At 67.7% G+C, this 21,269-nt stretch carries 19 protein-coding genes; 10 read left to right on the forward strand and 9 right to left on the reverse strand.

The annotated features are described in order from the left end of the window. Positions 1–23 precede the first annotated feature (23 nt). Genes D0Y85_RS19610 through D0Y85_RS19620 form a run of 3 tightly spaced genes read right to left on the reverse strand, consistent with a single transcriptional unit; the run spans position 24 to position 3,474 of the window. On the reverse strand, positions 24–1,208 hold the full coding sequence (locus D0Y85_RS19610) for an ABC transporter permease (RefSeq protein ID WP_059065550.1): 1,185 nt from the start codon (positions 1,206–1,208) through the stop codon (positions 24–26). After that, positions 1,205–1,951: an ATP-binding cassette domain-containing protein gene (locus D0Y85_RS19615; protein WP_117311700.1), complete on the reverse strand. Its 747-nt coding sequence runs from the start codon at positions 1,949–1,951 to the stop codon at positions 1,205–1,207. Before D0Y85_RS19615 ends, D0Y85_RS19610 begins: the two co-directional genes overlap by 4 nt. Further along, positions 1,948–3,474 carry an alpha/beta hydrolase gene (locus D0Y85_RS19620; RefSeq protein WP_117311701.1) on the reverse strand — a complete coding sequence of 509 codons (1,527 nt, stop codon included), beginning with the start codon at positions 3,472–3,474 and terminating at the stop codon, positions 1,948–1,950. The genes D0Y85_RS19615 and D0Y85_RS19620 overlap by 4 nt, the downstream gene beginning before the upstream one ends. A 270-nt stretch (positions 3,475–3,744) precedes the next feature. On the opposite strand from D0Y85_RS19620, the gene D0Y85_RS19630 reads away from it, so the two are divergent. Both D0Y85_RS19630 and D0Y85_RS19635 read left to right on the forward strand, forming a co-directional pair. Then, a complete protein-coding gene (locus D0Y85_RS19630) occupies positions 3,745–4,230 on the forward strand; it encodes a DUF1203 domain-containing protein (RefSeq protein ID WP_117311703.1) in 486 nt (161 codons plus the stop codon). Between the two features lie 236 nt (positions 4,231–4,466). Next, entirely contained in the window at positions 4,467–5,636 is a 1,170-nt protein-coding gene (locus tag D0Y85_RS19635; protein ID WP_117311704.1) for a lytic polysaccharide monooxygenase, read from the forward strand. A 65-nt stretch (positions 5,637–5,701) separates the two neighbouring features. Here the strand turns inward: D0Y85_RS19635 and D0Y85_RS19640 are convergent, their stop codons facing one another. Further along, a complete protein-coding gene (locus tag D0Y85_RS19640; protein ID WP_117311705.1) occupies positions 5,702–6,451 on the reverse strand; it encodes a ferredoxin--NADP reductase in 750 nt (249 codons plus the stop codon). 84 nt (positions 6,452–6,535) lie between these two features. On the opposite strand from D0Y85_RS19640, the gene D0Y85_RS19645 reads away from it, so the two are divergent. The 4 genes from D0Y85_RS19645 to D0Y85_RS19660 all read left to right on the forward strand — a co-directional run bounded on the left by D0Y85_RS19645 (position 6,536) and on the right by D0Y85_RS19660 (position 10,850). Then, on the forward strand, positions 6,536–7,504 hold the full coding sequence (locus D0Y85_RS19645) for an ABC transporter ATP-binding protein (RefSeq protein WP_051501690.1): 969 nt from the start codon (positions 6,536–6,538) through the stop codon (positions 7,502–7,504). Continuing rightward, positions 7,501–8,301, forward strand: coding sequence for an ABC transporter permease (locus D0Y85_RS19650; RefSeq protein WP_088101854.1), 801 nt, complete (start codon positions 7,501–7,503; stop codon positions 8,299–8,301). The genes D0Y85_RS19645 and D0Y85_RS19650 overlap by 4 nt, the downstream gene beginning before the upstream one ends. A gap of 682 nt (positions 8,302–8,983) precedes the next feature. After that, positions 8,984–9,922: a 2-dehydropantoate 2-reductase gene (gene panE, locus D0Y85_RS19655; protein ID WP_117311706.1), complete on the forward strand. Its 939-nt coding sequence runs from the start codon at positions 8,984–8,986 to the stop codon at positions 9,920–9,922. Positions 9,923–9,926: 4 nt separating this feature from the next. Next, positions 9,927–10,850, forward strand: coding sequence for an NAD-dependent epimerase/dehydratase family protein (locus D0Y85_RS19660; RefSeq protein WP_117311707.1), 924 nt, complete (start codon positions 9,927–9,929; stop codon positions 10,848–10,850). Positions 10,851–10,927: 77 nt separating this feature from the next. Here D0Y85_RS19660 and D0Y85_RS19665 read toward each other — a convergent pair whose 3' ends face one another. Then, a complete protein-coding gene (locus D0Y85_RS19665; protein WP_025877584.1) occupies positions 10,928–11,725 on the reverse strand; it encodes a TatD family hydrolase in 798 nt (265 codons plus the stop codon). A gap of 68 nt (positions 11,726–11,793) precedes the next feature. Here D0Y85_RS19665 and hrpB point away from each other — a divergent pair, with 68 nt between their 5' ends. Continuing rightward, positions 11,794–14,301, forward strand: a complete 2,508-nt coding sequence (hrpB, locus tag D0Y85_RS19670; RefSeq protein ID WP_117311999.1) for an ATP-dependent helicase HrpB — start codon at positions 11,794–11,796, stop codon at positions 14,299–14,301. 128 nt (positions 14,302–14,429) lie between these two features. Then, positions 14,430–14,819, forward strand: coding sequence for a hypothetical protein (locus D0Y85_RS19675; protein ID WP_093819471.1), 390 nt, complete (start codon positions 14,430–14,432; stop codon positions 14,817–14,819). A gap of 91 nt (positions 14,820–14,910) precedes the next feature. On the opposite strand, the gene D0Y85_RS19680 is transcribed toward D0Y85_RS19675, so the two are convergent. After that, on the reverse strand, positions 14,911–15,450 hold the full coding sequence (locus D0Y85_RS19680) for a pseudouridine synthase (protein WP_025877589.1): 540 nt from the start codon (positions 15,448–15,450) through the stop codon (positions 14,911–14,913). Positions 15,451–15,530: 80 nt separating this feature from the next. Continuing rightward, the gene (locus D0Y85_RS19685) at positions 15,531–16,388 is read right to left on the reverse strand and encodes a class I SAM-dependent methyltransferase (RefSeq protein WP_117311708.1); all 858 of its coding nucleotides are present in this window, start codon (positions 16,386–16,388) and stop codon (positions 15,531–15,533) included. A gap of 169 nt (positions 16,389–16,557) precedes the next feature. Here D0Y85_RS19685 and D0Y85_RS19690 point away from each other — a divergent pair, with 169 nt between their 5' ends. After that, the gene (locus tag D0Y85_RS19690) at positions 16,558–17,514 is read left to right on the forward strand and encodes an aldo/keto reductase (protein WP_032976826.1); all 957 of its coding nucleotides are present in this window, start codon (positions 16,558–16,560) and stop codon (positions 17,512–17,514) included. Between the two features lie 66 nt (positions 17,515–17,580). On the opposite strand, the gene D0Y85_RS19695 is transcribed toward D0Y85_RS19690, so the two are convergent. Together D0Y85_RS19695 and D0Y85_RS19700 are read right to left on the reverse strand one after the other, a co-directional pair. Continuing rightward, positions 17,581–18,486 (reverse strand): NAD(P)/FAD-dependent oxidoreductase, encoded by a 906-nt coding sequence (locus D0Y85_RS19695; RefSeq protein WP_117311709.1) that lies wholly within the window; start codon positions 18,484–18,486, stop codon positions 17,581–17,583. Then, positions 18,476–18,931: an Rrf2 family transcriptional regulator gene (locus D0Y85_RS19700; protein WP_117311710.1), complete on the reverse strand. Its 456-nt coding sequence runs from the start codon at positions 18,929–18,931 to the stop codon at positions 18,476–18,478. Before D0Y85_RS19700 ends, D0Y85_RS19695 begins: the two co-directional genes overlap by 11 nt. A gap of 183 nt (positions 18,932–19,114) precedes the next feature. On the opposite strand from D0Y85_RS19700, the gene D0Y85_RS19705 reads away from it, so the two are divergent. Then, positions 19,115–21,235: a methyl-accepting chemotaxis protein gene (locus D0Y85_RS19705; RefSeq protein WP_117311711.1), complete on the forward strand. Its 2,121-nt coding sequence runs from the start codon at positions 19,115–19,117 to the stop codon at positions 21,233–21,235. Positions 21,236–21,269 lie beyond the last annotated feature (34 nt).

Raw genomic sequence — 21,269 nt, forward strand, 5'->3', positions numbered from 1 at the left:
TGGCCCGGCGCTACCGGTTACGCTCAGCCGGAAATCGCCAGCCGCTCGTTGTGGTAACGGCGCACGGCGGCGAACCACAGCACGGCGGCCAGCGCCAGGCTGGCGCCGAGGTAGATCGCCCAGATGGTCGGGCTGATCACCTCGTGGCGGATCACCTTCAGCAACATCTGGTTCTGCGACAGGAACGGCACCGCGTACTGCCACAGCTCGCTCTTCACCGGATACGCCATCAGCGCGTAGCCGGGCAGCATCGGCAGCAGCACCAGCCAGGTCATGTGGCTCTGCGCTTCCTTCATGCTCTTGGCCGCGGCCGAGAGGAAGGTCAGCAACGAGGTGCCGATCAGCAGCATCGGCACCATCACCAGCAGCATCTGCAGCATCGAGCCGATGTTCATGTTGAGCTGCCGGCCGACGTTGCCGGGCGCGATCTGTGCGCTGGCCTTGAACGCGATCAAGGTCAGCAGCAACGAGGCGAAGCCGACCACGCAGGCGGCGGCGATCTTGCCGCTGACGATGGCGCTGCGCGAACCCGGGGTCGCCAGCAAGGGCTCCAGCGATTGCCGTTCGCGCTCGCCGGCGGTGGCATCCATCACCAGGTAGGCGCCGCCGATGAACGAGGTCAGCGTCAGCAGCACCGGCAGCAGCATCGACAGCATCATGCCGCGCTTGGCCTCGGCACTGGCCATGTCCTGGGTAGCTACATCCAGCGGTCGTGCAACCTGTGCGTCGACGCCACGCGCCATCAGCCGCAGCGCACCAACCTGGCCGTTGTAGGTTGCCAGGGCCGCCTGCAGGCGCGCACTGGGCACTTCGGCGGCACGACGGGTGCTGTCACGGATCACTTCCACCAGCGCAGGCTTGCCATCGGCCCAGTCCTTGCCGAACTCAGGGCTGATGCGCAGGGCCACGTCGATCTCCTGCGAGCGGATCGCTTCGGCCAGATCCTTCGGTGCCGGTGCGGCGTTCAATCCCTGCGCCGCCAGGAAGCGCACCAGGTTCGGCGCATTCTCCGCACCGATGGTCGGGATCTGCAGCGGCTGTTCGATCTGGATGCGCACGCGGCTTTCCGCCAGCTTGCCCATGCCCAGGATCAGCAGCGGGTACAGCACGGGGCCGAACAGCAGGGTCAGCAGCAGGGTGCGGCGGTCACGCGAGAGGTCGCGCAGTTCCTTGCGCATCACCGTCATCAGGGTCGACATCATGCTCATGCGTGCAGGCCCTCTTCGCTGCCGATCAGTTTCACGAACGCATCTTCCAGGTTGGGCTCGCCGGACTGCGCGCGCAGTTCATCGGCACCGCCGGCGGCCATCACCGTACCCTTGGCGATGATCACGATGTGGTCACACAGCGCACCGACCTCCTGCATGATGTGGCTGGACAGGATCACGCAGCGCCCTTCCTCGCGCAGGCCCAGCAGGAAGCGGCGCAGCGCGCGGGTGGTCATCACGTCCAGGCCATTGGTGGGTTCATCAAGGATCACGTTGCGCGGGTCGTGCACCAGCGCGCGGGCAATGGCGGTCTTGGTGCGCTGGCCCTGCGAGAAGCCATCGGTCTGCCGATCGAGGATGTCGGCCATGTCCAGCGCATGCGACAGCACTTCGATGCGTTCGCGGATGCGCGACGCCGACAGGCCATGCAGCTCGCCGAAGTAGGCGATGTTCTCGCGTGCGGTCAGCCGCTTGTAGACGCCACGTGCATCCGGCAGCACGCCGAGGTGGCGACGCACTTCCACCGGATCGCGGGCTGCGTCGATGCCATCGACGGTGATGCTGCCTTCATCGGGCGTCATCAGCGTGTACAGCATGCGCATGGTGGTGGTCTTGCCGGCGCCGTTCGGCCCGAGCAGGCCGGTGATGCGGCCATCCTCGGCGCGGAAGCCGACATCGGCCACCGCCTGGATGCGACCGGTGCGGGTATTGAAGGCCTTGTGCAGGTTGTCGGCGACGATCATGGGGCCCATCCGTTGAACGAGGTGAACGCCGGCACGTAGCTCAGCGTGTCCAGGCAGCTGGCATCCAGCGCCTTGGCATCGGTGGTGTCGATGAACTGGCCGAGCAGGCGTGGCATGCAGCCGGCGGTGAGGGTGCCGTGGCCTTGGCCGCGGGCAACCAGCGCGCGTCCGTTCGGCAGGCCCTTGAGCACCTGCTCGGCGTAACGCGGCGGCGTCACCGGGTCCAGTTCGCCGGACAGCAGCAGCACTGGCAGGTCGCTGTGCAGCGGCACTGCCGCAGCCGCCGCAGCCGGTTGGTGCGGCCACACCGGACAGGCGGCGAAGAACGCGCGCGCCACTTCCGGGCCGACCAGGCTGTCGCTGCTTTCGACCGGCGCCTGGTAGCGCGGAGCGTCTTCGCTGCAGATCACCGACCACTGCATGCCGCGGTTGATCTGGAAATCCATGCTGCGGGTCGCACCGCGCGCCAGCGACGCCAGTGGTGCATAGCGACCCTGTGCCGCTTCATCCAGCACCAGTGGCAACAGCGAGGAGTACTGCGGTACGTAGGAGAAGGCGAACGCCAGGCCGACCACGCTGTCCGGGGTCAGCACCTCCTGCCGCGGTGCGTTGGTGCCGGGGTCGCGGTAGTCGACCGTGACCGGCGCGCGGCGCAGGGTTTCCACCACGCTGCGCAGCTGCGCACGGGTGTCGACCGGGAAGCGCTTGCTGCAGACAGCATCCTTGCGGCACTGCTCGGACTGCAGGGTGATCGCGTTGTCGAAAGTCGTGGCGAAATCGCCGCCGACCACCAGCTCGTTCGGTACCACGCCATCGATCACGATGCTGCGGGTGTGCTGCGGATACGCGGCCGCGTAGCGCTGGGCAACGCGGGTGCCGTACGAGCCACCGACCAGGTTCAGCGTGTTGGCGCCCAGCGCCTGGCGTACCGCGTCCAGATCGGCGATGGCTTCGGCGGTGGTATAGAAGCGCGGGTCGGCACGGCCCTTCAGCGACGCAGCGCAGCGCTCCGCGTACTCGCGCAGCAGCGCCTCGCTGGGCGCAGCGTCTTCATCCATCGGCAGCTCCTTGCCGTCCGCGCCCAGGCAGCTGAGCGGATTGGAGCCGCCGGTACCGCGCTGGTCGATCAGGAAGATGTCGCGCTGCTTGCGCACCTGGCGCAGTGCCGTATCGACGATGACGGCCACCTCGCTGGCCGCCTGGCCAGGTCCGCCGGCCAGGAAGAACACCGGGTCCGGCAGGCCCGAACCGCTGTTGCCCGACTCCAGCCAGGCCACGCGCAGATCGATCCTGCGGCCATCCGGCCTGCTCCGGTCTTCGGGCACCTGGAACGTCGCGCACTGCGCCTCGACGTTGGCATTGGCGCCTTCGGTGGCCAGCGTGCAGGGGCGGAAATCGATCTGGCCGTAGCGGCGGCTGGGTGTATCGCCCGCGCCGTCGGACCCTGCCTGCGGTGGCGCACTGCAGCCGGCAATCAGCATGCTGGCCAGCAACCCGGCCCGCGCGAAATGGTGTCTTTGCATCGTGCGTGATTCCCCTGGGAACGTTCCTGTCCACCACGACGGTCTGTCGCGGCAGATGTGACCAATCGAATGTGACCCAACTTACACGCGCCGGACGCTGGCGGCGACAGGCGGATGTCCTGGGTCGGCGTCGGCACGGCCACCAGACGGTTGCGACCCTCGGCCTTTGCCCGGTACAGGGCGGTATCGGCCAGCGCGATGAGGTGGCGGAAAATGGCGAGCAGGCGCCTCGTGGCGGCGACAGAATGCGAGCAGAACCGGGAGACATTCATGCATCCGTGGCAACTCAGTGGCATCGACCACCAGCCGTTCGAGGCGCTTTTCGAATCCAGCGACGATGCGCTGGCCGCGCGGGGAATCATGCGCCGGCGCGCTGGCGACAGCGGCGGCTACCCCTGCAGGGTCAGCCTGACCGACGCGCCTGCCGGTGCAGAACTGCTTCTGCTGCCTTACACCCACCTGGCCACGCTGTCGCCTTACCGCGCCTCGGGCCCGATCTTCGTGCAGCGCGGTGCAACCCGCTGCGTGCTGCCCGTGGGCGTGGTACCTGCCTACGTGCAGCGTCGGCTGATCTCGGTGCGCGCCTATGACAGCGCGGACTTCATGCTGAGCGGCCTGGTCTGCCAGGGCACCGAGGTTGCCGCGCACCTGGACCGGCTGTTCGCCGATACGACGGTGGCCTTCGTGCAGCTGCACAACGCAGGACATGGATGCTTTTCGTGCCAGGTGGATCGGGTCGGCCACCCGCGGCAATGACGTTGCACAGGAACGTGATCGTCGCCGCGCCGCAGGCGTGACCGCCAGCGTGTTCGTTCAGTGTGGCGTGAAGCCTGCGGGAAGGGCTTCACACGCGTAGTCACGGATCGGCGTTGACGTGGTTTCCCACTGCGTATTGCAGCTCGATACTCGCGGCGGTACCGCTCATCGTCCGTCGCGCGATACGGCGTGGGTGCTGCGGTCACCGCTCCCTTCGACGACCACAAGGATGCGCCATGTCTCTGCGATACACCCCATTGCTGTTGGCCACCGTCTTCGTTGGCGCCGGTGTTGGCGTTGCCGGCAACGCCGCTGCACACGGCACGATGATCACCCCGGCCAGCCGCGTCTATGCCTGCTTCCAGGGCAACCCGGAGAACCCCACCAACCCGGCCTGCGCGGCCGCCAAGGCAGTGGCCGGCTCGCAGGCGTTCTACGACTGGAACGGCATCAACCAGGCCAACGCCAACGGCAACCACCAGGCCGTGGTGCCCGACGGCAAGCTGTGCAGCGGCAACAACCCGACCTTCCGCGGCCTGGACCTGGAGCGCAGCGACTGGCAGACCACACCGATCCAGCCCGATGCGAACGGCAGGTTCACCTTCGTGTTCAGGGCGACCGCCCCGCACGCCACGCGCGACTGGAAGTTCTTCGTCACCCGCGCCGGCTGGCAACCGGGCAGCCCGCTGCGCTGGGCCGACCTGCAGGAATTCTGCTCGCTGGGCAACACGCCGCTGTCGGCCGATGGCACCTACAAGCTGCAGTGCACGCTGCCGCAGCGCAGCGGCCAGCATGTGATCTACAACACCTGGCAGCGCGCCGATTCCACCGAAGCGTTCTATACCTGCATGGACGTGCGCTTTGAAGGCGGCGGCGGTACCACGCCGGTGCCGCAGTGGCAGGATGCCGGACCGGTGACCGCGCGTACCGAGCTGCCGGTGGGCACCACCCTGGCGCTGCGTGTGTTCAATGCCAACGGCAACGACGTCGAACGCGTGGAAGCCACCTTGGCCGCAGGCCAGACCACGCCGGCGCAGTGGCCATTGGCGCTTGCGCGCAAGGTCAACGCCAGTGCCCAGCATGCGCGCGTCGGCGTACTCAGCAACGGCGCGATCACGCCGACCGCCTCGGCCACCGACAACCGCGTGTACCTGAAGGACGGCAACCGCTTCCAGCTGGACACCAAGGTGCCAGACCCGGGTACGCCGTCACCCGGCGGTGATTTCGACCATGTGTATCCGGCCGGTATCGGCAGCTACGTGCCCGGGCAGACCGTGGTGAAGGGCAGCGACGGCAAGCTGTACGCCTGCCGCCCGTTCCCGGAAGGCGCGTGGTGCAACGTCAATGCCGAGGCGTACCGGCCGGGCGTGGGTTCGGCCTGGCGCGATGCCTGGGTGCCGTACTGAGGCATGGCCCCGGGGGCGGCGTTGTGCCGCCTCCGGTGTGCGGGGTTGCCGGCCAGCGGCCGGCACTACTTGCTGCTGACGTACTTCTCGCGGCGGATCTGCGGATTACCCAGGCCCGCCGCCTTCAGCGCTTCGGCGCAGGCGTCGACCATGTCCGGGTTGCCGCACAGGTAGGCGATGTCGGTGGCCGGGTCCGGCGTGAAGGCCGCCAGCGCCTGCTGCACATAGCCATGGTGTACGTCCGGGTGCGGCGCGGCCGGCAATTCCCGCGACAGGCAAGGCACATAACGGAAGTTCGGGTGCTTTTCGGCGAAGCTGTAGAAGTCTTCGCTGTACAGCAGCTCGCCAGGGCTGCGTGCGCCCTGCAGCAGGACCACCTGCACGCCACGCTCGACCATCGCCGTTGCCAGCAACGGCAGCATCGAGCGGTACGGGGTGACGCCGGTACCGGTGGCGATCAGCAAGTAGCGGCCGTTGTGGTCGCCCGGGTTCAGGCAGAACCGACCGTAGGGACCGGACGCGCTGACCTGGCCGCCGATGTCCAGCGCCTCGAACAGCGCCGTGGCGGCGCCACCGGGTACGAAACTGACCGCGATATCCACCGCCTCGCCTGGCCCCAGCGCGTGGTCGTGGATGGTCGCCAGCGAGTAGCTGCGCTTGGTTTCGGTGCCATCGGCGTAGCTGAAATGGACCTGGATGAACTGGCCGGGCTGGAAATCCAGCGGCTGGCCGTCGTCACGCACGAACTGGTAATGGCCGATGGAGGGCGCCAGCATGCGGCGGTCGACCAGTTTGATGGGGAATTGGACAGGCACGACTTTTCGGGACAGTGTGTAGCCGGGGCAAGCCCTCGGGGTCTTCTATAATAGACCTTCCCCGCCCCTCTCCAGCGCCAGCCCATGGGCGCGAAGGCTTCGAGCTTGGCTTCCCTGAACGATACGGCGCCCGCCCTGCGCGTGCGCGACCTGCGTAAAACCTATGACAACGGCACCCAGGCCCTGAAAGGGGTCTCGCTGGAAGTGGCCCCGGGCGACTTCTTCGCCCTGCTGGGCCCGAACGGTGCCGGCAAGTCCACCCTGATCGGCATCATCAGTTCCCTGGTCAACCTCAGCGAGGGCCAGGTGGAAGTGTTCGGCAGCGACCTGGTGCGCAACCGCAGCGCCACCATGCGCCTGATCGGGCTGGTGCCGCAGGAGATCAACTTCAACCTGTTTGAAAAGCCCTTCGACATCCTGGTGAACTACGCCGGCTTCTACGGCGTGCCGCGCGCCGAAGCCGAGCAGATGGCCGAAGTCGAGCTCAAGCGCGCCCACCTGTGGGAGAAGGCGCAGGTGATGAGCCGCACCCTGTCCGGCGGCATGAAGCGCCGGCTGATGATCGCCCGCGCGATGATGACCCGGCCGCGCCTGCTGATCCTGGACGAACCGACCGCTGGCGTGGACATCGAGATCCGCCGCGACATGTGGCGGGTGCTGAAGGAGATCAACGCCGCCGGCACCACGATCATCCTCACCACCCACTACCTGGAAGAGGCCGAGCACCTGTGCCGCAACCTGGCCATCATCGACCACGGCCAGATCGTCACCCAGGGCCCGATGCGCGAACTGCTGGCCAAGCTTGACGTGGAAGGCTTCCTGCTGGACATCGACGGCACCCTGCCCGCCCAGTTGCCGGTGATCGAGGGGGCAACCCTGACCGCCACCGACGGCCATACGCTGGACATCGACATGCCACGTGCGATGGACCTCAACCGCGTGTTCGAGGCACTGAACGCGGCGGGCATCCGCGTGCGCTCGATGCGTACCAAGAGCAACCGCCTGGAGGAACTGTTCGTGCGCCTCACCGGCAACCAGGAGACGTCCGCATGAGCAGCACCCCGACCCCGGTCCTGACCGACGGCCAGCGCAACCGCATCGCACTGATGACCATCGTGCGCCGCGAAGTCGCCCGCATCATGCGCATCTGGGGCCAGACCCTGGTACCGCCGGCGATCACCATGACCCTGTACTTCCTGATCTTCGGCGGCCTGATCGGTTCGCGCGTGGGCGACATGGGCGGCTACACCTACATGCAGTTCATCGTGCCGGGCCTGGTGATGATGAGCGTGATCCAGAACAGCTACGGCAACATCAGCTCCTCGTTCTTCGGCGCCAAGTTCGGCCGCCACGTGGAAGAGCTGCTGGTCAGCCCGATGCCGAACTGGGTGATCCTGTGGGGCTACGTGGCCGGTGCGGTGCTGCGCGGCCTGATGGTGGGCGTGATCGTGCTGATCATCGCGATGTTCTTCACCCCGGTGCGCATCCCGCATCCGCTGGTGACGCTGACCACGGTGATCCTGGGCGCGACGATCTTCTCGCTGGCCGGCTTCATCAACGCGGTGTATGCGAAGAAGTTCGATGACGTGGCGATCGTGCCGACCTTCATCCTGACTCCGCTGACCTACCTGGGCGGCGTGTTCTATTCGGTGAAACTGCTGCCGCCATGGGCGGAGGCGGCCACGCACGCGAACCCGATCTTCTACATGGTCAACGCGTTCCGCTATGGCCTGCTGGGCAGCAGCGATGTGCCGGTGGTGGTGGCGTATGCGCTGATGATCGGTTTCGTGGTGGTGCTGACGGCGCTGGCGCTGTGGTTGTTGCGCCGTGGCGTGGGCATGCGCAGCTGAGGATGTTCTGCAGGGCCTGCGGCCCTGCACCCGCGTTGGTAGTGCCGGCCGCTGGCCGGCAACAGCAACGTCAACGTCAACGTCAACGTCAAAGGCGAGCTATCCGTGGGTTGGCAGGGTGGTGTCGGGTTGCGGGGACGCCGCAAGTACGTCCTTGTAGGCTTGGCCGCGCCATCCATGGCGCGGACACCCCGCAACCCGACACCACCCCGCCTTCGACAGTTTTTCGCTGCTGTCGGAACGGCGTCTGTGCTGCTGTTGGTGGGTGTCGACCCTGGTCGACACAGTAGATCCACGCCATGCGTGGATGAAGCATTCGCGATGGAGCCGAGCATCTGCTCGGCTCTTTTCGTTTGTGAACTGATGGATGGGGATCCATCGGAAAGATGATCGCGTGGAACGAGCGAAGCGACCCGCTGTTGCTTTTGATTTTCTTCTTTGTTTTCCGTGGTGGACGCACACGGAAACCGTCAGGGGTCGGGCGGGGTGGGCTCGCGGGGGTGTCCGCGCCATGGATGGCGCGGCCAAGCCTACTCGGACGTACTTGCGGCGTCCCCCGTGAGCCCACCCCCGCCCGACCCAAACACAGCTTGCGCTTCAAACCACCACGAGGGGCTCAGCCGTTGACCGCAAACTCCGGCACAATCGCTGCAGTGAATCCCCCAACTGCAGTGAGCGTGCAATGCGTATCCTGATCCTCGGCGCCGGCGGTACCGGCGGTTACTTCGGTGGTCGCCTGGCCCAGGCTGGCGTGGACGTGACCTTCCTCGTGCGCCCCGCGCGCGCCGCGCAGCTGGATCGTGATGGCTTGGTGCTGCGCAGCCCGGTGGGCGATGTCACGTTCCCGGTGCAGCACGTCACCGCAGATGCCCTGCCTGCGCTGGCTGCGGACAAGCCGTTCGATCTGGTGATCCTCAGCTGCAAGGCCTACGATCTGGACAGCTCGATCGATGCCATCGCCCCGGCGGTGGGCGCGGGTACCACCGTGCTGCCGATCCTCAACGGCCTGCATCACTACAACGCGCTCGACGCACGCTTCGGTCGTGACGCCGTGCTCGGTGGGCTGTGCTTCATCAGTGCGACCAAGGCGCCTGATGGGGCCGTGCTGCACCTGGGCAAGCCGGCCAAGCTGACCTTCGGCGAGCGCGATGGCGGTGCGATCTCCGCGCGCGTGCAGGCGTTCGCAGCAGCCTGTGCGCAGGCCAATCTGGATCATCTGGCCAGTGCGCACATCGGCCAGGAACAGTGGATCAAGTACACGTTCCTGACCGCGCTGGCGGCGGCCACCTGCCTGCTGCGTGCGGACATCGGCACGATCGTGGCCACCGACGACGGCGACGCCATCGTGCGTGGGCTCTATGACGAATGCCTGGCGGTGGCCGAAGCAGCGGGTGAGCCGGTGCCGCAGGCGGCGCAGGACACCGCGCGTGGCACCCTGACCCAGCCCGGTTCGGCGTTGAAGGCGTCGATGCTGCGCGACCTGGAAGCAGGCCAGCAGGTGGAAGCGGCCCAGATCGTCGGCGACATGCTGGCGCGTGCGCGCGCCGCGGGCCAGGAAGCGTTGCTGCTGCAGGTGGCCTACAGCAGCCTGCAGGCCTACCAGGCCCAGCGCGCGGTGTGATCCGATGAACATGCCTGGCCCGTTGCCGAAGCGCGTACTGATCCTCGGCATGGGCTGGAGTGGACGCGTGCTGGCCGCGCGCCTTCAGGCCCAGGGCGTACACGTGGAAGGCACGGTGCGCGATCCGGCGTCGGCACCCGACGATGGCCTGCTGCGTCATCAGCTGCGTGCCGACGCCGCGCCTGCCCCGAGCCTGCTCGCTGCGATTGCCCATGCCGACGCGGTGCTGTCCAGTGTCCCTCCCGATGCCGAGGGCGACCCGGCGCTGCGCCTGCTGCATGCCGCGTTGCGCGACAGCAGTTCACTGCGTTGGCTCGGTTACCTGTCGTCGACCTCGGTCTACGGCGACCGCGACGGCGGCTGGATCAATGAGCACAGCGTGGCCGATGCCGCCGGGCCGGCAGGCATGCAGCGTCGCCTCGCCGAAACGCAATGGCGTGCGCTGGCGGAGGCGCGCGGTATCGCCTCGGCGATGTTCCGCCTGCCGGGCCTCTATGGACCCGGGCGCAACGCGCTGCTGCAGCTGGCGCAGGGCCGCGCGCGGCACGTGGTGCGGCCAGGGCTGGTGTTCAATCGCCTGCACGTGGACGACCTGGCTGCGGTGGTGATCGCCGCGATGCAACGCCCCACGGCCAATGCGCTGTATCTGCCGAGCGATGACGAACCGGCGCCGCCGCAGGATGTACTGGCCTTCGCTGCGCAGCTGGGGGGATTCACCCTGCCGCCCGTGGTGGCCTGGGACGATCCATCAGTGAGCGCGACATTGCGGCGCTTCTACCAGAGCAGCAAGCGCATCGACAGCCGCAGCACGCGCGACGCGCTGGGCTGGACGCCGCGCTTTCCAACGTATCGGGAAGGGCTGACGGATCTTGCCGCTTCGCTCGCCGGGCATGGCCCGGCGCTACCGGATCCGGACGCTCCCGGCTGACGGATCTTGCCGCTTCGCTCGCCGGGCATGGCCCGGCGCTACCGGATCCGGGCGCGGCCGGCACTACCGTTTGCCGATCAGGCGGCGTCCGGCAACCGGAAGAACGCACGCGTGGCAGCCGTGGCGTTTGCCGCCGTGGTCTGCACATCCTCACCACGGTCGCGCGCCAGCTCTTCCACAATGTGCGACAGGAACACCGGTTCGTTGCGGCGGTCCTTCGGCATCGGCTTCAAGGTGCGCGGCAGCAGGTACGGTGCGTCGGTCTCGATCATCAACCGGTTGGCCGGAATGTTCTTCACCAGCTCGCGCAGGTGGCCACCGCGTCGCTCGTCGCACAGCCAGCCGGTGATGCCGATGTACCAGTCCTGGTCGAGATAATCGAACAGCTCCTGGCGCTCGCCGGTGAAGCAGTGCACCACGGCCGGACCGATGCGGCCTTCGAAGTTCTTCATCTGTGCCATGAAATCGGCATGCGCGTCGCGCTGGTGCAGGAACAGCGGCTTGCCATTGTCTGCGGCCAGCTGCAGCTGGCGCTCGAACGCGCGATGCTGTGCCGGGCGCGGGGAGAAATCGCGGAAGTAGTCCAGCCCGCACTCACCCACCGCCACCACTTCGGCATGGGCGTGCAGCGCGCGCATCTCCGCATCGCACTCGTCGGTGTACTCCACCGCGTGGTGCGGGTGCACGCCGGCGGTGGCGTACAGGAAGCCCGGGTGCTGCTGCGCCAGCTGCAGGGCCAGTGGCGAATGCTCGCGGCTGGCACCGGTGATGATCATCTGCACCACGCCGGCCTGGCGCGCGCGGTCCAGCACGGCGTCGCGGTCGCGGTCGAAGGAGTCGTGGGTCAGGTTGGCGCCGATATCGATCAGATGCATGGGGGCAGCAGAGGCAGGAAAACCCGCGCATTGTACCCGTGCCCGCCATGGCCCCTTATCCTTTGCAGATGAACGCCCCGCAATTCCCCATCTCTCCGCTGCTGCCGCAGATCCAGCAGCACCTGGCCGTGCACCCGCGGCTGGTGCTGGAAGCCCCGCCTGGCGCGGGCAAGACCACCCAGGTGCCGTTGGCGCTGCTCGATGCGCCGTGGCTGGAGGGCCGCAGGATCATCCTGCTGGAACCACGCCGGGTGGCCGCGCGCAGTGCCGCGATGTTCATGGCGCGCCAGCTCGGTGAGGAGGTCGGCGGCATCGTCGGCTACCGCATCCGCTTCGAGAACAAGATATCGGCGCGCACGCGCATCGAGGTCGTCACCGAGGGCATCCTGACCCGGATGCTGCAGGACGATCCAATGCTGGAAACCGTGGGCGTGATCCTGTTCGACGAATTCCACGAGCGCCACCTCAGTGGCGACCTGGGCCTGGCGCTGGCGCTGGACGTGCAGTCGCAGCTGCGCGATGACCTGCGCTTGCTGGTGATGTCGGCGACGCTCGATGGCGAGCGCCTGGCGCGCTTCCTCGATGCACCACGACTGAGCAGCGAAGGCCGCAGCTATCCGGTGGCAATCAGCCACTTCCCTGCCCGGCGTGACGAGGCGCTGGAACTGCAGGTGCGGCGCGCGGTACAGCAGGCGCTGGCCGAGCACCCCGGTGACCTGCTGGTGTTCCTGCCCGGCCAACGTGAGATCGCGCGCGTGCAGGCAGGCCTGCAGGACAGTCTTGCTGGCGCTGCGGTGGACGTACTGGCCCTGCACGGTGAACTGCCGGTGGAACAGCAGGCGCGCGTGCTGCAGGCCGCCGCCGACGGCCGCCGCCGCGTGGTGCTGGCCACCAACGTCGCCGAATCCTCGGTGACCCTGCCCGGCGTGCGCGTGGTGATCGACAGCGGCCAGGCGCGCGAGCCGCGCTACGACCCCAACAGTGGATTCACCCGCCTGGACGTGGTCGCCATTGCGCAGGCCTCGGCCGACCAGCGTGCCGGCCGTGCCGGGCGCGTGGCCGAGGGCGTGGCTTGGCGGCTGTGGCCGCAGTCGCAGCGGCTGGAACCGCAGCGTCGCGCCGAGATCGACCAGGTTGAACTGGCCGGCCTTGCGCTGGAACTGGCCGCCTGGGGCAGCAGCGACCTGCGCTTCCTTGACCCGCCACCGACCGGGGCGATGGCCGCCGCACGCGAACTGCTGCAGCGCCTGGGCGCGTTGTCCAGCAGCGGCGCGATCACTGCACTCGGCCGTCGCGTGCTGGCGCTGGGCACCCATCCGCGGATGGCCGCGATGCTGCTGGCCGCAGCTGATGCCCGCGCTCAGGCGTTGGCCGCCGATCTGGCGGCATTGCTGGAAGCTCGTGACCCATTGCGCCAGGGCGGTGATGCACTGGCCGCACGCTGGCGCGCACTGGCGGCCTTCCGCAACGGCCGTGCGCCGGCCGATGCCAATCGCAGTGGCCTGGCCGCCATCGATGCCGCTGCCAAACAGTGGCGCCGTCGCCTGCGTTGTGACGCCGCACCGCCCGCCAGCATCGAGGCCCACGAACTGGGCGACCTGCTGGCCCATGCCTTCCCCGACCGCATTGCCTTCCAGCATCCGAACGACCCGCTGCGTTACCTGCTGGCCAACGGCCGCAGCGCCCGCCTGCATGAACTGAGCGACCTGCGGGGCGAACCGTGGCTGGTGGCCAGCGAGCTGCGCTTCGAAGCCCGCGATGCGCTGCTGCTGCGCGCCGCACCGGTGGATGAAGGCTATCTGCGCAGGCACTGGCCCGAGCGCTTCGTAACCGAAGACGCGGTGCGCTGGGATGACACCCGCCGCGCCCTGGTCGCGCTGCGCGAAACACGCTTTGATCGCATCGTGATGGACAGCCGTTCGGCTGGCCGGGTGGATCCGCAGCTGGCGGCGCAGGCGCTGACCGACGCCGTTGCCGAGCTCGGCCTGCAGGCATTGCCCTGGACCGACGGTCTGCGCCAGTGGCAGGCACGGGTGGAATCGCTGCGGCGCTGGATGCCCGAGCTGGGCCTGCCCGACTGCAGTGATGCCGCATTGCTGGCCAACCGTGCGCAGTGGCTGCAGCCGGCGTTCGCGGGCAGGACACGGCTGGATGCACTGGACGAGGCCAGTTTCGGCGAAGCGCTGAAGTCGCCACTGGAATGGTCGCAACGGCAGCTGGTCGAGCGCCACGCGCCCACCCGGATCACCGTGCCGTCGGGGCTGGAGCGGCCGATCAGCTACGCGCTGGACGGCGAAAGCGGCGAGCCGCTGCCGCCGGTGCTGGCGGTGAAGCTGCAGGAGTTGTTCGGCCTGGCCGATACGCCACGCATCGCCGATGGCCGGGTGCCGCTGACCCTGCACCTGCTGTCGCCGGGTGGCCGGCCGTTGCAGGTCACCCAGGATCTGCGCAATTTCTGGGAGAACACCTACGCCGAGGTGAAGAAGGAGATGAAGGGCCGTTACCCGCGCCACCCGTGGCCGGACGACCCTTGGACGGCTACGGCGACCCACCGGGCCAAGCCGCGCGGGACGTAATGCGCGCCGACACCCCGCCCGTTCCTGAATGGCTGCGGTAGAGTCACACCACGCGCCCGCCTGACTGACATACCGTTTACGGGCAACAGGCGACACTGGACTTCGACCCGAGGCAAGGACACCCCCGCATGAGCAAGCTGACCGTAATCACCGACCGCGCCCTGGAGCGCGCCCTCGACCTGGCCCATACCGCAGGTGATGGCCTGAAGAGCGCGGGCGGCAGCCTGCGTCACCTCGGCCCGCAGGCCAGCGACTGGATCAAGACCGGTGCCGCCCTTGGCGCGGTGAAGACCGGCGGCAAGGTCGCCACCAGGTTCGCCCGCCGCAATCCGGCGGTGACCATTGCGGCAGCTGCCGTGGGCGTAGGCCTGCTGGGCTATGCGCTGTACCGCAAGCAGCAGAAGAAGAAGGCCGCCAATGGCCATGTGGTCAACGGCCAGGCCCAGCGCATCAACGCGCGCGATCGCCGCAACGACACCGTGGTCGACGAGCACAGCGATATCGGCAGCGACGCCTGATTGACCGGGGTCGGATCCCTTCCGCAGGAAGGGCTTTGACCCCATGACGCTGCACGAGGGTCGGACGCCGCAAGGCCTCCGGCCTTTTTTTTCAGCCGATCTGCCGCCACTGCCCGGGCTGCAGGTCATCCAGCCGGTAAGGCCCCATTGCAGCGCGTACCAGGCGCAGCGTCGGCAGGTTCACCGCAGCGGTCATCCGCCGCACTTGCCGGTTGCGCCCCTCGCGGATCGTGATCGCCAGCCAGCTGTCGGGCACCGTCTTGCGGAAGCGCACCGGCGGATCGCGCGGCCACAGTTCAGGCGCAGGATCGAGGCGCTCGATTTTCGCCGGCAGCGTCGGCCCATCATTGAGCACCACGCCATCGCGCAGCTGCTGCAGCTGCCCGTCGCTGGGCGTGCCTTCCACCTGCACCCAGTAGAGCTTGTCCGCCTTGTGCTTCGGGTCGGTCAACTTGTGCGCCAGCGTACCGTTGTCGGTCAGCAGCAGCAGGCCTTCGCTGTCATGGTCGAGGCGGCCGGCAGCGTAGACGCGCGGCGGCAAACCGAAGCCGGCCAATGTCGGCCGCGGCGGCACGCTGCGGTCGGTGAACTGGCAAAGCACGTTGAACGGCTTGTTGAAGGCAATCAGCATCGCGGGGACGGCAGGCGGCGGGCAGGGCATTGTCCCATGCCACGCCGCGTGCTCGCCGGGCATGGCCCGGCGCTACCGGGTCACGGCTTCACGAAACGCAGGGTCATGCGGTCGCTTTCACCAATGGCCTGGTACTTGGCGTCGTCCGCCTTGTCATGCTGGTTGGTCGGCGGCAGGGTCCACACGCCATTCGGATGGTCCTTGGTATCGCGCGGGTTGGCATTGACCTCGGTGCGCGCGTCGAGCTTGAAACCGGCGGCCTCGGCCATCGCGATCACCTGCTGCTGGCCCACATAACCGGTGTCGTCAGCGTCGGCCACGTCGGCCTTGGCGCGGTGCTCGACCACGCCGAGCACGCCGCCCGGCTTGAGCACGTTGAAGAAGCCCTGGAACATGCCCTGCGCCTGGCCGGCCTTGCGCCAGTTGTGCACGTTGCGGAAGGTCAGCACCACATCGGCCGAGTTGGCTGCACCGAACACCGGCTTGGCCGGGTCGTAGGCAACCACGGTGGTTTTGTCGAACTGTGCCGGTGCGGCGGCGTACTTCTTTTCCAGGCTGTCGCGGCTGCGCTGCTGGTAGTCGCGGCCACGACCTTCAGCCACGGCCTGCGGATCGACCACCGCAGCGATGTAATGACCCTTGTCGCGCAGCAGCGGCGCCAGGATCTCCGAGTACCAGCCATTGCCCGGGGTGATCTCGATGACGGTCTTTTCCGGCGCGACGCCAAAGAAGCCCAAGGTCTGCGCAGGATGACGGAAACCGTCGCGCTTGACGTTGGCGGGGTCGCGGGTCGAGGCCTTCACTGCGGCATTGATCGCGGGCGACACCTGGATCTTTGCCGGTGCGACCGTGGCCGGCGCGGCGAATGCGGGAACGGCAACCAGCAGGGCCGAAGCAAGCAGCAGGCGGCAACCATGCAGGGATGAGGCAGCAATCATCGGGGCGACTCCAGCGGAAGATGCGGCGAGACTAGCAGCCGCCACGCCGCAGGTGTTCACAAAACGTTAGCCGCGTGCGCGGTGCGGAACACAGTTTTGTGGTCAGCGCCGCAGCGCGGTCACACATCGCGTTCTATCCTGAAGGACTTCCCCCAAGGAGTCCGTGCCCATGACGGCAAACCGCGAACTGGGCCGTTCAGGCCTGCATGTAGCTCCGCTCGCCTTCGGTGGCAACGTGTTCGGCTGGAGCGCCGATGAGAAGGCCAGCTTCGCCCTGCTGGATGCCTTCGTCGATGCCGGCTTCAACCTGGTCGACACCGCCGACGTGTACTCGGCGTGGGTGCCGGGCAACCAGGGTGGCGAGTCGGAAACGCTGCTGGGCAAGTGGTTCGCGCGCAGCGGCAAGCGCGACAAGGTGGTGCTGGCGACCAAGGTGGCCAAATGGGCCGAGCGCCCCGGCCTCACCCCGGACAACATCAATGCGGCGGTGGAGGATTCGCTGCGTCGCCTGCAGACCGAGGTGATCGATCTGTACCAGGCTCACGAGGACGATGAATCCACGCCGCTGGAAGCGACCCTGGCCGCGTTCGGTCGCCTGATCGAGGCGGGCAAGGTGCGCGCGATCGGCGCGTCCAACTACAGCGCCACGCGTCTGGCCGATGCCTTGAAGGTCTCTACCGACTACGGGCTGCCGCGCTATGAAACCCTGCAGCCGGAGTACAACCTGTACGACCGCGCCGGCTACGAGAAGGAACTGGAACCGCTGGTGCAGCGCGAGCAGATCGGCGTGATCAACTACTACGCACTGGCCAGCGGCTTCCTCAGTGGCAAGTACCGCACGCCGGACGATGCCGGCAAGAGTTCCGCGCGCGGCGCCACCGTGGTCAAGCGTTACCTGAACCCGCGCGGCCTGCGCATTCTGCAGGCTCTGGATGACGTGGCCAGCAAGCACAACGCCACTGCCGCGCAGATCGCGCTGGCTTGGCAGATCGCACGGCCATCGATCACCGCACCGATCGTCAGTGCCACCAGCGTGGAGCAGCTGCACGACCTGCTGGCGGCGGCGAACGTGGCGTTGAGCGTGCAGGACGTGGCACAGCTGGATGCGGCCAGCGTGGAAGGTTGAAGGCGGAGGGTGCCGGCCAACGTCGGCACCCTTCAACGGTTCCGCGCCATGCGTGGATGCATTGCCTCAGCGCGGCAGGCTGTCCTCGGCCACCAGCGCATGGTGCATGCCGATGCCCGCGCGCACGCCTTCGGCCATGGCCAGGGTGATGTTGCCGACCGTGGTCGCATCACCGGCGGCGTACACGTTCGGCACCGAGGTCTGTTTCATCATGTCCACCTCGGCCAGCACGCCCAGCGGACTCTCCACCAGCGCGCAGCCCAGCTGCTGTACCAGCGGCGTGGCCATCTGCTGCATGGCCGGCACGAACAGTGCACGCTGGGCAACACGGCGACCGTCGGCAAGTTCCACTTCCAGCCACGTCGGCTGCTCGCCGTGCACACCTACCACCGGCGTGGTTTCCACCTGCACAGCGCGCTGCTGCATGGCGGCCAGCTCCTCGTCGCTGATCGGCAAGCCCTGGCTGAAGAAGGTGACGTTGCCCCAGTCGGCGAACAGCGGCGCCTTGCCGGCCGACATCGGATGGCCGCCGAGCAGGCCGATCGAACCGCCACCCACTTCATAACCATGGCAGTACGGGCAGTGCAGCACGGTGCTGCCCCAGCGCTCGGCCAGGCCGGGCAGATCGGGCAGCTGGTCGGCGATACCGGTGGCCAGCAGCAGCTTGCGCGCGGTCAGTACCTGGCCGTCAGCCGTACGCACCTCCACACCTTCGGTGCGGAGCGTGGCCTGCACCGCTTCGGCATTCAGCCAACGCACGCTCGGGTAGTCCAGCAGTTGCTGGCGCGCGTTCTTCAACAGCTCGGCGCCACTGATGCCGTCCAGGCCCAGCACGCCGTGCGAATGGCTGGCGAAACGGTTTCGCGGCGAACCCGCATCGATGACCGTGACCGGCCGGCGCGCACGCGCCAGGATCAGTGCGGCGGCGATGCCGGCGTAGCTGCCGCCGACGATGAGGACATCAGGATTCATGGTGACCTTCCAGGGAACGGTGATGGGCAAGATGGCGGGCGAAGTCGGCGCCAAGCTGGTCGAGGGTGGTTGCCTGCAGCCGCTGCTCGAGCAGGCGCTGCGCTTGGCGGGCACTGTCCAGCAGGGCCTGGTTGACCAGCTGCTGGATCGGGCAGCCGCCCCTGCCTTCGCGGGTACCGACCTGGACCATCGGCGGCGCGCCGATGGCCTGGTAGACGTCGTGCAGGGTGATCGTCGCCGCATCGCGGGCGAGCTGGCTGCCGCCACCGTGGCCGCGCGTGCTGCGTACCAGGCCGGCCTTGTGCATCTGCGCCAGCAGGCGGCGGATCACCACCGGGTGGGTCGGCAGGCAGGTCGCCAGCTGTTCGGAGGTTCGCGGCCCGTGCTGGCCGACCAGATGGGCCATCACGTGCAGGGCGTCGGAAAGCGGATTCGCGGATTTCATGTAACTACAGTAGTTACATTTAATCCGCCTGTCGAGGGTCTGCTTTTGTTCCAAATGGACACATTTGTCCAAGTAAACATAGCCTTCACATGGCTAAACAGAACGGTAATGTGACAGGCATCGCACTTCAGAGCGCTAAAGGACGGTCGATACCGCATCGCACCCCTTCCGAGATCTCGTCCCATGAAAGCCTCTTCCCATGCGCCGCGGCTGCAGTCGAAGCTGCTCGGTGCCGTTTCTGTTGGTCTGGCTGTTGTCCTGGTATGCGCCCTGGCGGGCCTGGCGTCGGCTTGGTTGAAGCTGTCCACCGACGTACCGCCGGAGGTTGCCCACAGCCGCGATGCCGAGCGCCTGCAACGCGAATTCCGCGGACAGGTACAGGAGTGGAAGAACCTGCTGCTGCGCGGCCACGATGACGCGCTGCGCCAGCATCACCTGCAGGCCTTCGACAACGAAGGCCGCGTCGTTGCCGAACTGGCCACGGGCCTGGCCGCCAGCCCCGATGCGCGCACGCGCGAACTGGCGCAGGCGTTTTCCGGCCTGCACGCACAGTTGCAGCAGGACTACCACGCCGCACTGCAGGCCTTCGCTGACGCCAGCTACGACCCGGCGGTGGGCGATTCCCTGGTGCGCGGCAAGGACCGTCCGGTGGCCAGTGCGCTGGATGCCTTGAGCGTGCGTGCCACCGAGGTGGCCGAGGCTGCAGTGACCGCGCGTTCGCAGGATTCCCGACAGGTGCTGGTGGCGTGCGCCGCGCTGACCATCGGCGCCGCCGTGCTGCTGCTGATCGCCCTTGGCTGGTGGCTGCGGCGCGCCGTGGTGCAGCCGGTGCTGGCGGTGGAAGCGGCCGCGCGTGCGGTTGCCGCCGGTGACCTCGACCACGTGGTGCAGGTGCGCAGCCGCGACGAGATCGGTCGCCTGGCACAGGCGATGCAGGCCGTGCAGAGCACCCTGCGTGGCGTGCTTGATGCGCAGACCGCGATGGCGAGGGCACACGACGCCGGCACGATCAGCCACCGCATGGACAGCAGCGCCTTCCCCGGCGCCTACGGCACGATGGTGGCCGACACCAACACCCTGGTCGATGCGCACATCCAGGTGAAAATGCGCGCGATCACTATCATGGGCCGCTATGCCGTGGGCGATCTCAGCCTGGACATGGAGCGCCTGCCCGGCGAGAAGGCCGTGATCACCCAGGCGCTGGATGCGGTCAAATCCAACCTGGGCGCGATCAACGGCGAGATCCGCCGCCTGGCCGAAGCCGCTGCCGCAGGCGACTTCAGCCAGCGTGGCGACAGTGCGCGCTTCGAGCATGATTTCCGCGCGATGGTCGATGGCCTGAACCGCTTGATGCAGACCACCGAACAGAACCTGGGGGAGGTCTCGGCCATGCTGCGTGCCATTGCCGATGGTCGCCTGGGTGCGCGTATGGACGGCGACTTCCAGGGCGTGTTCGCCCGCATTGCGGGGGATGCCAACGCCACCGCCGCGCAGCTGGCGACGATCGTCAGCGACATCAAGCACGCCTCCGGCAGCATCCACACCGCCGCTGCGGAAATTTCCGCCGGCAACAACGACCTGTCGCGCCGCACCGAACAGCAGGCGGCGAACCTGGAAGAAACCGCCGCGTCGATGGAGGAACTGACCTCCACCGTGCGCCAGAACGCCGAGCATGCGCGGCAGGCCAACCAGCTGGCGATCGGTGCGCACAGCGTGGCCTCGCACGGCGGTGAAGTGGTCGGCCAGGTCGTGGCGACGATGGATGCGATCGAAGGCTCGTCGCGGCAGATCGCCGACATCATCAGCGTCATCGACGGCATCGCGTTCCAGACCAACATCCTGGCGCTGAATGCCGCGGTGGAAGCGGCGCGTGCCGGCGAGCAGGGCCGTGGATTCGCGGTGGTCGCCAGTGAAGTGCGTACGCTGGCACAGCGGTCGGCGGCGGCGGCCAAGGAAATCAAATCGCTGATCGAGGCGTCGGTGGAACAGGTTGGCCACGGTGCGCAGCGCGTGCGCCAGGCCGGCGACACCATGGCCGAGATCGTCGCGTCGGTGCAGCGCGTGACCGACATCATGGCCGAGATCTCCGCTGCGTCGCAGGAACAGTCGGCCGGCATCGAGCAGGTCAGCCAGACCATCATCCAGATGGATGGCACCACCCAGCAGAATGCCGCGCTGGTGGAAGAAGCGAGCGCCGCGGCACGCAGCCTGGAACAGCAGGCGGATCGCCTGATCGAAGCGGTGGATGTGTTTGATCTGTCCACCACGGCGACAGCAACGGGTGCCTTGGCGCGCGCGGCCTGACGGAACCACCGGGCAGTGTGGGGGTTGCCGGCCA

The sequence above is a fragment of the Stenotrophomonas sp. G4 genome (assembly GCF_003428825.1).
Classification (GTDB): Bacteria; Pseudomonadota; Gammaproteobacteria; order Xanthomonadales; family Xanthomonadaceae; genus Stenotrophomonas; species Stenotrophomonas indicatrix.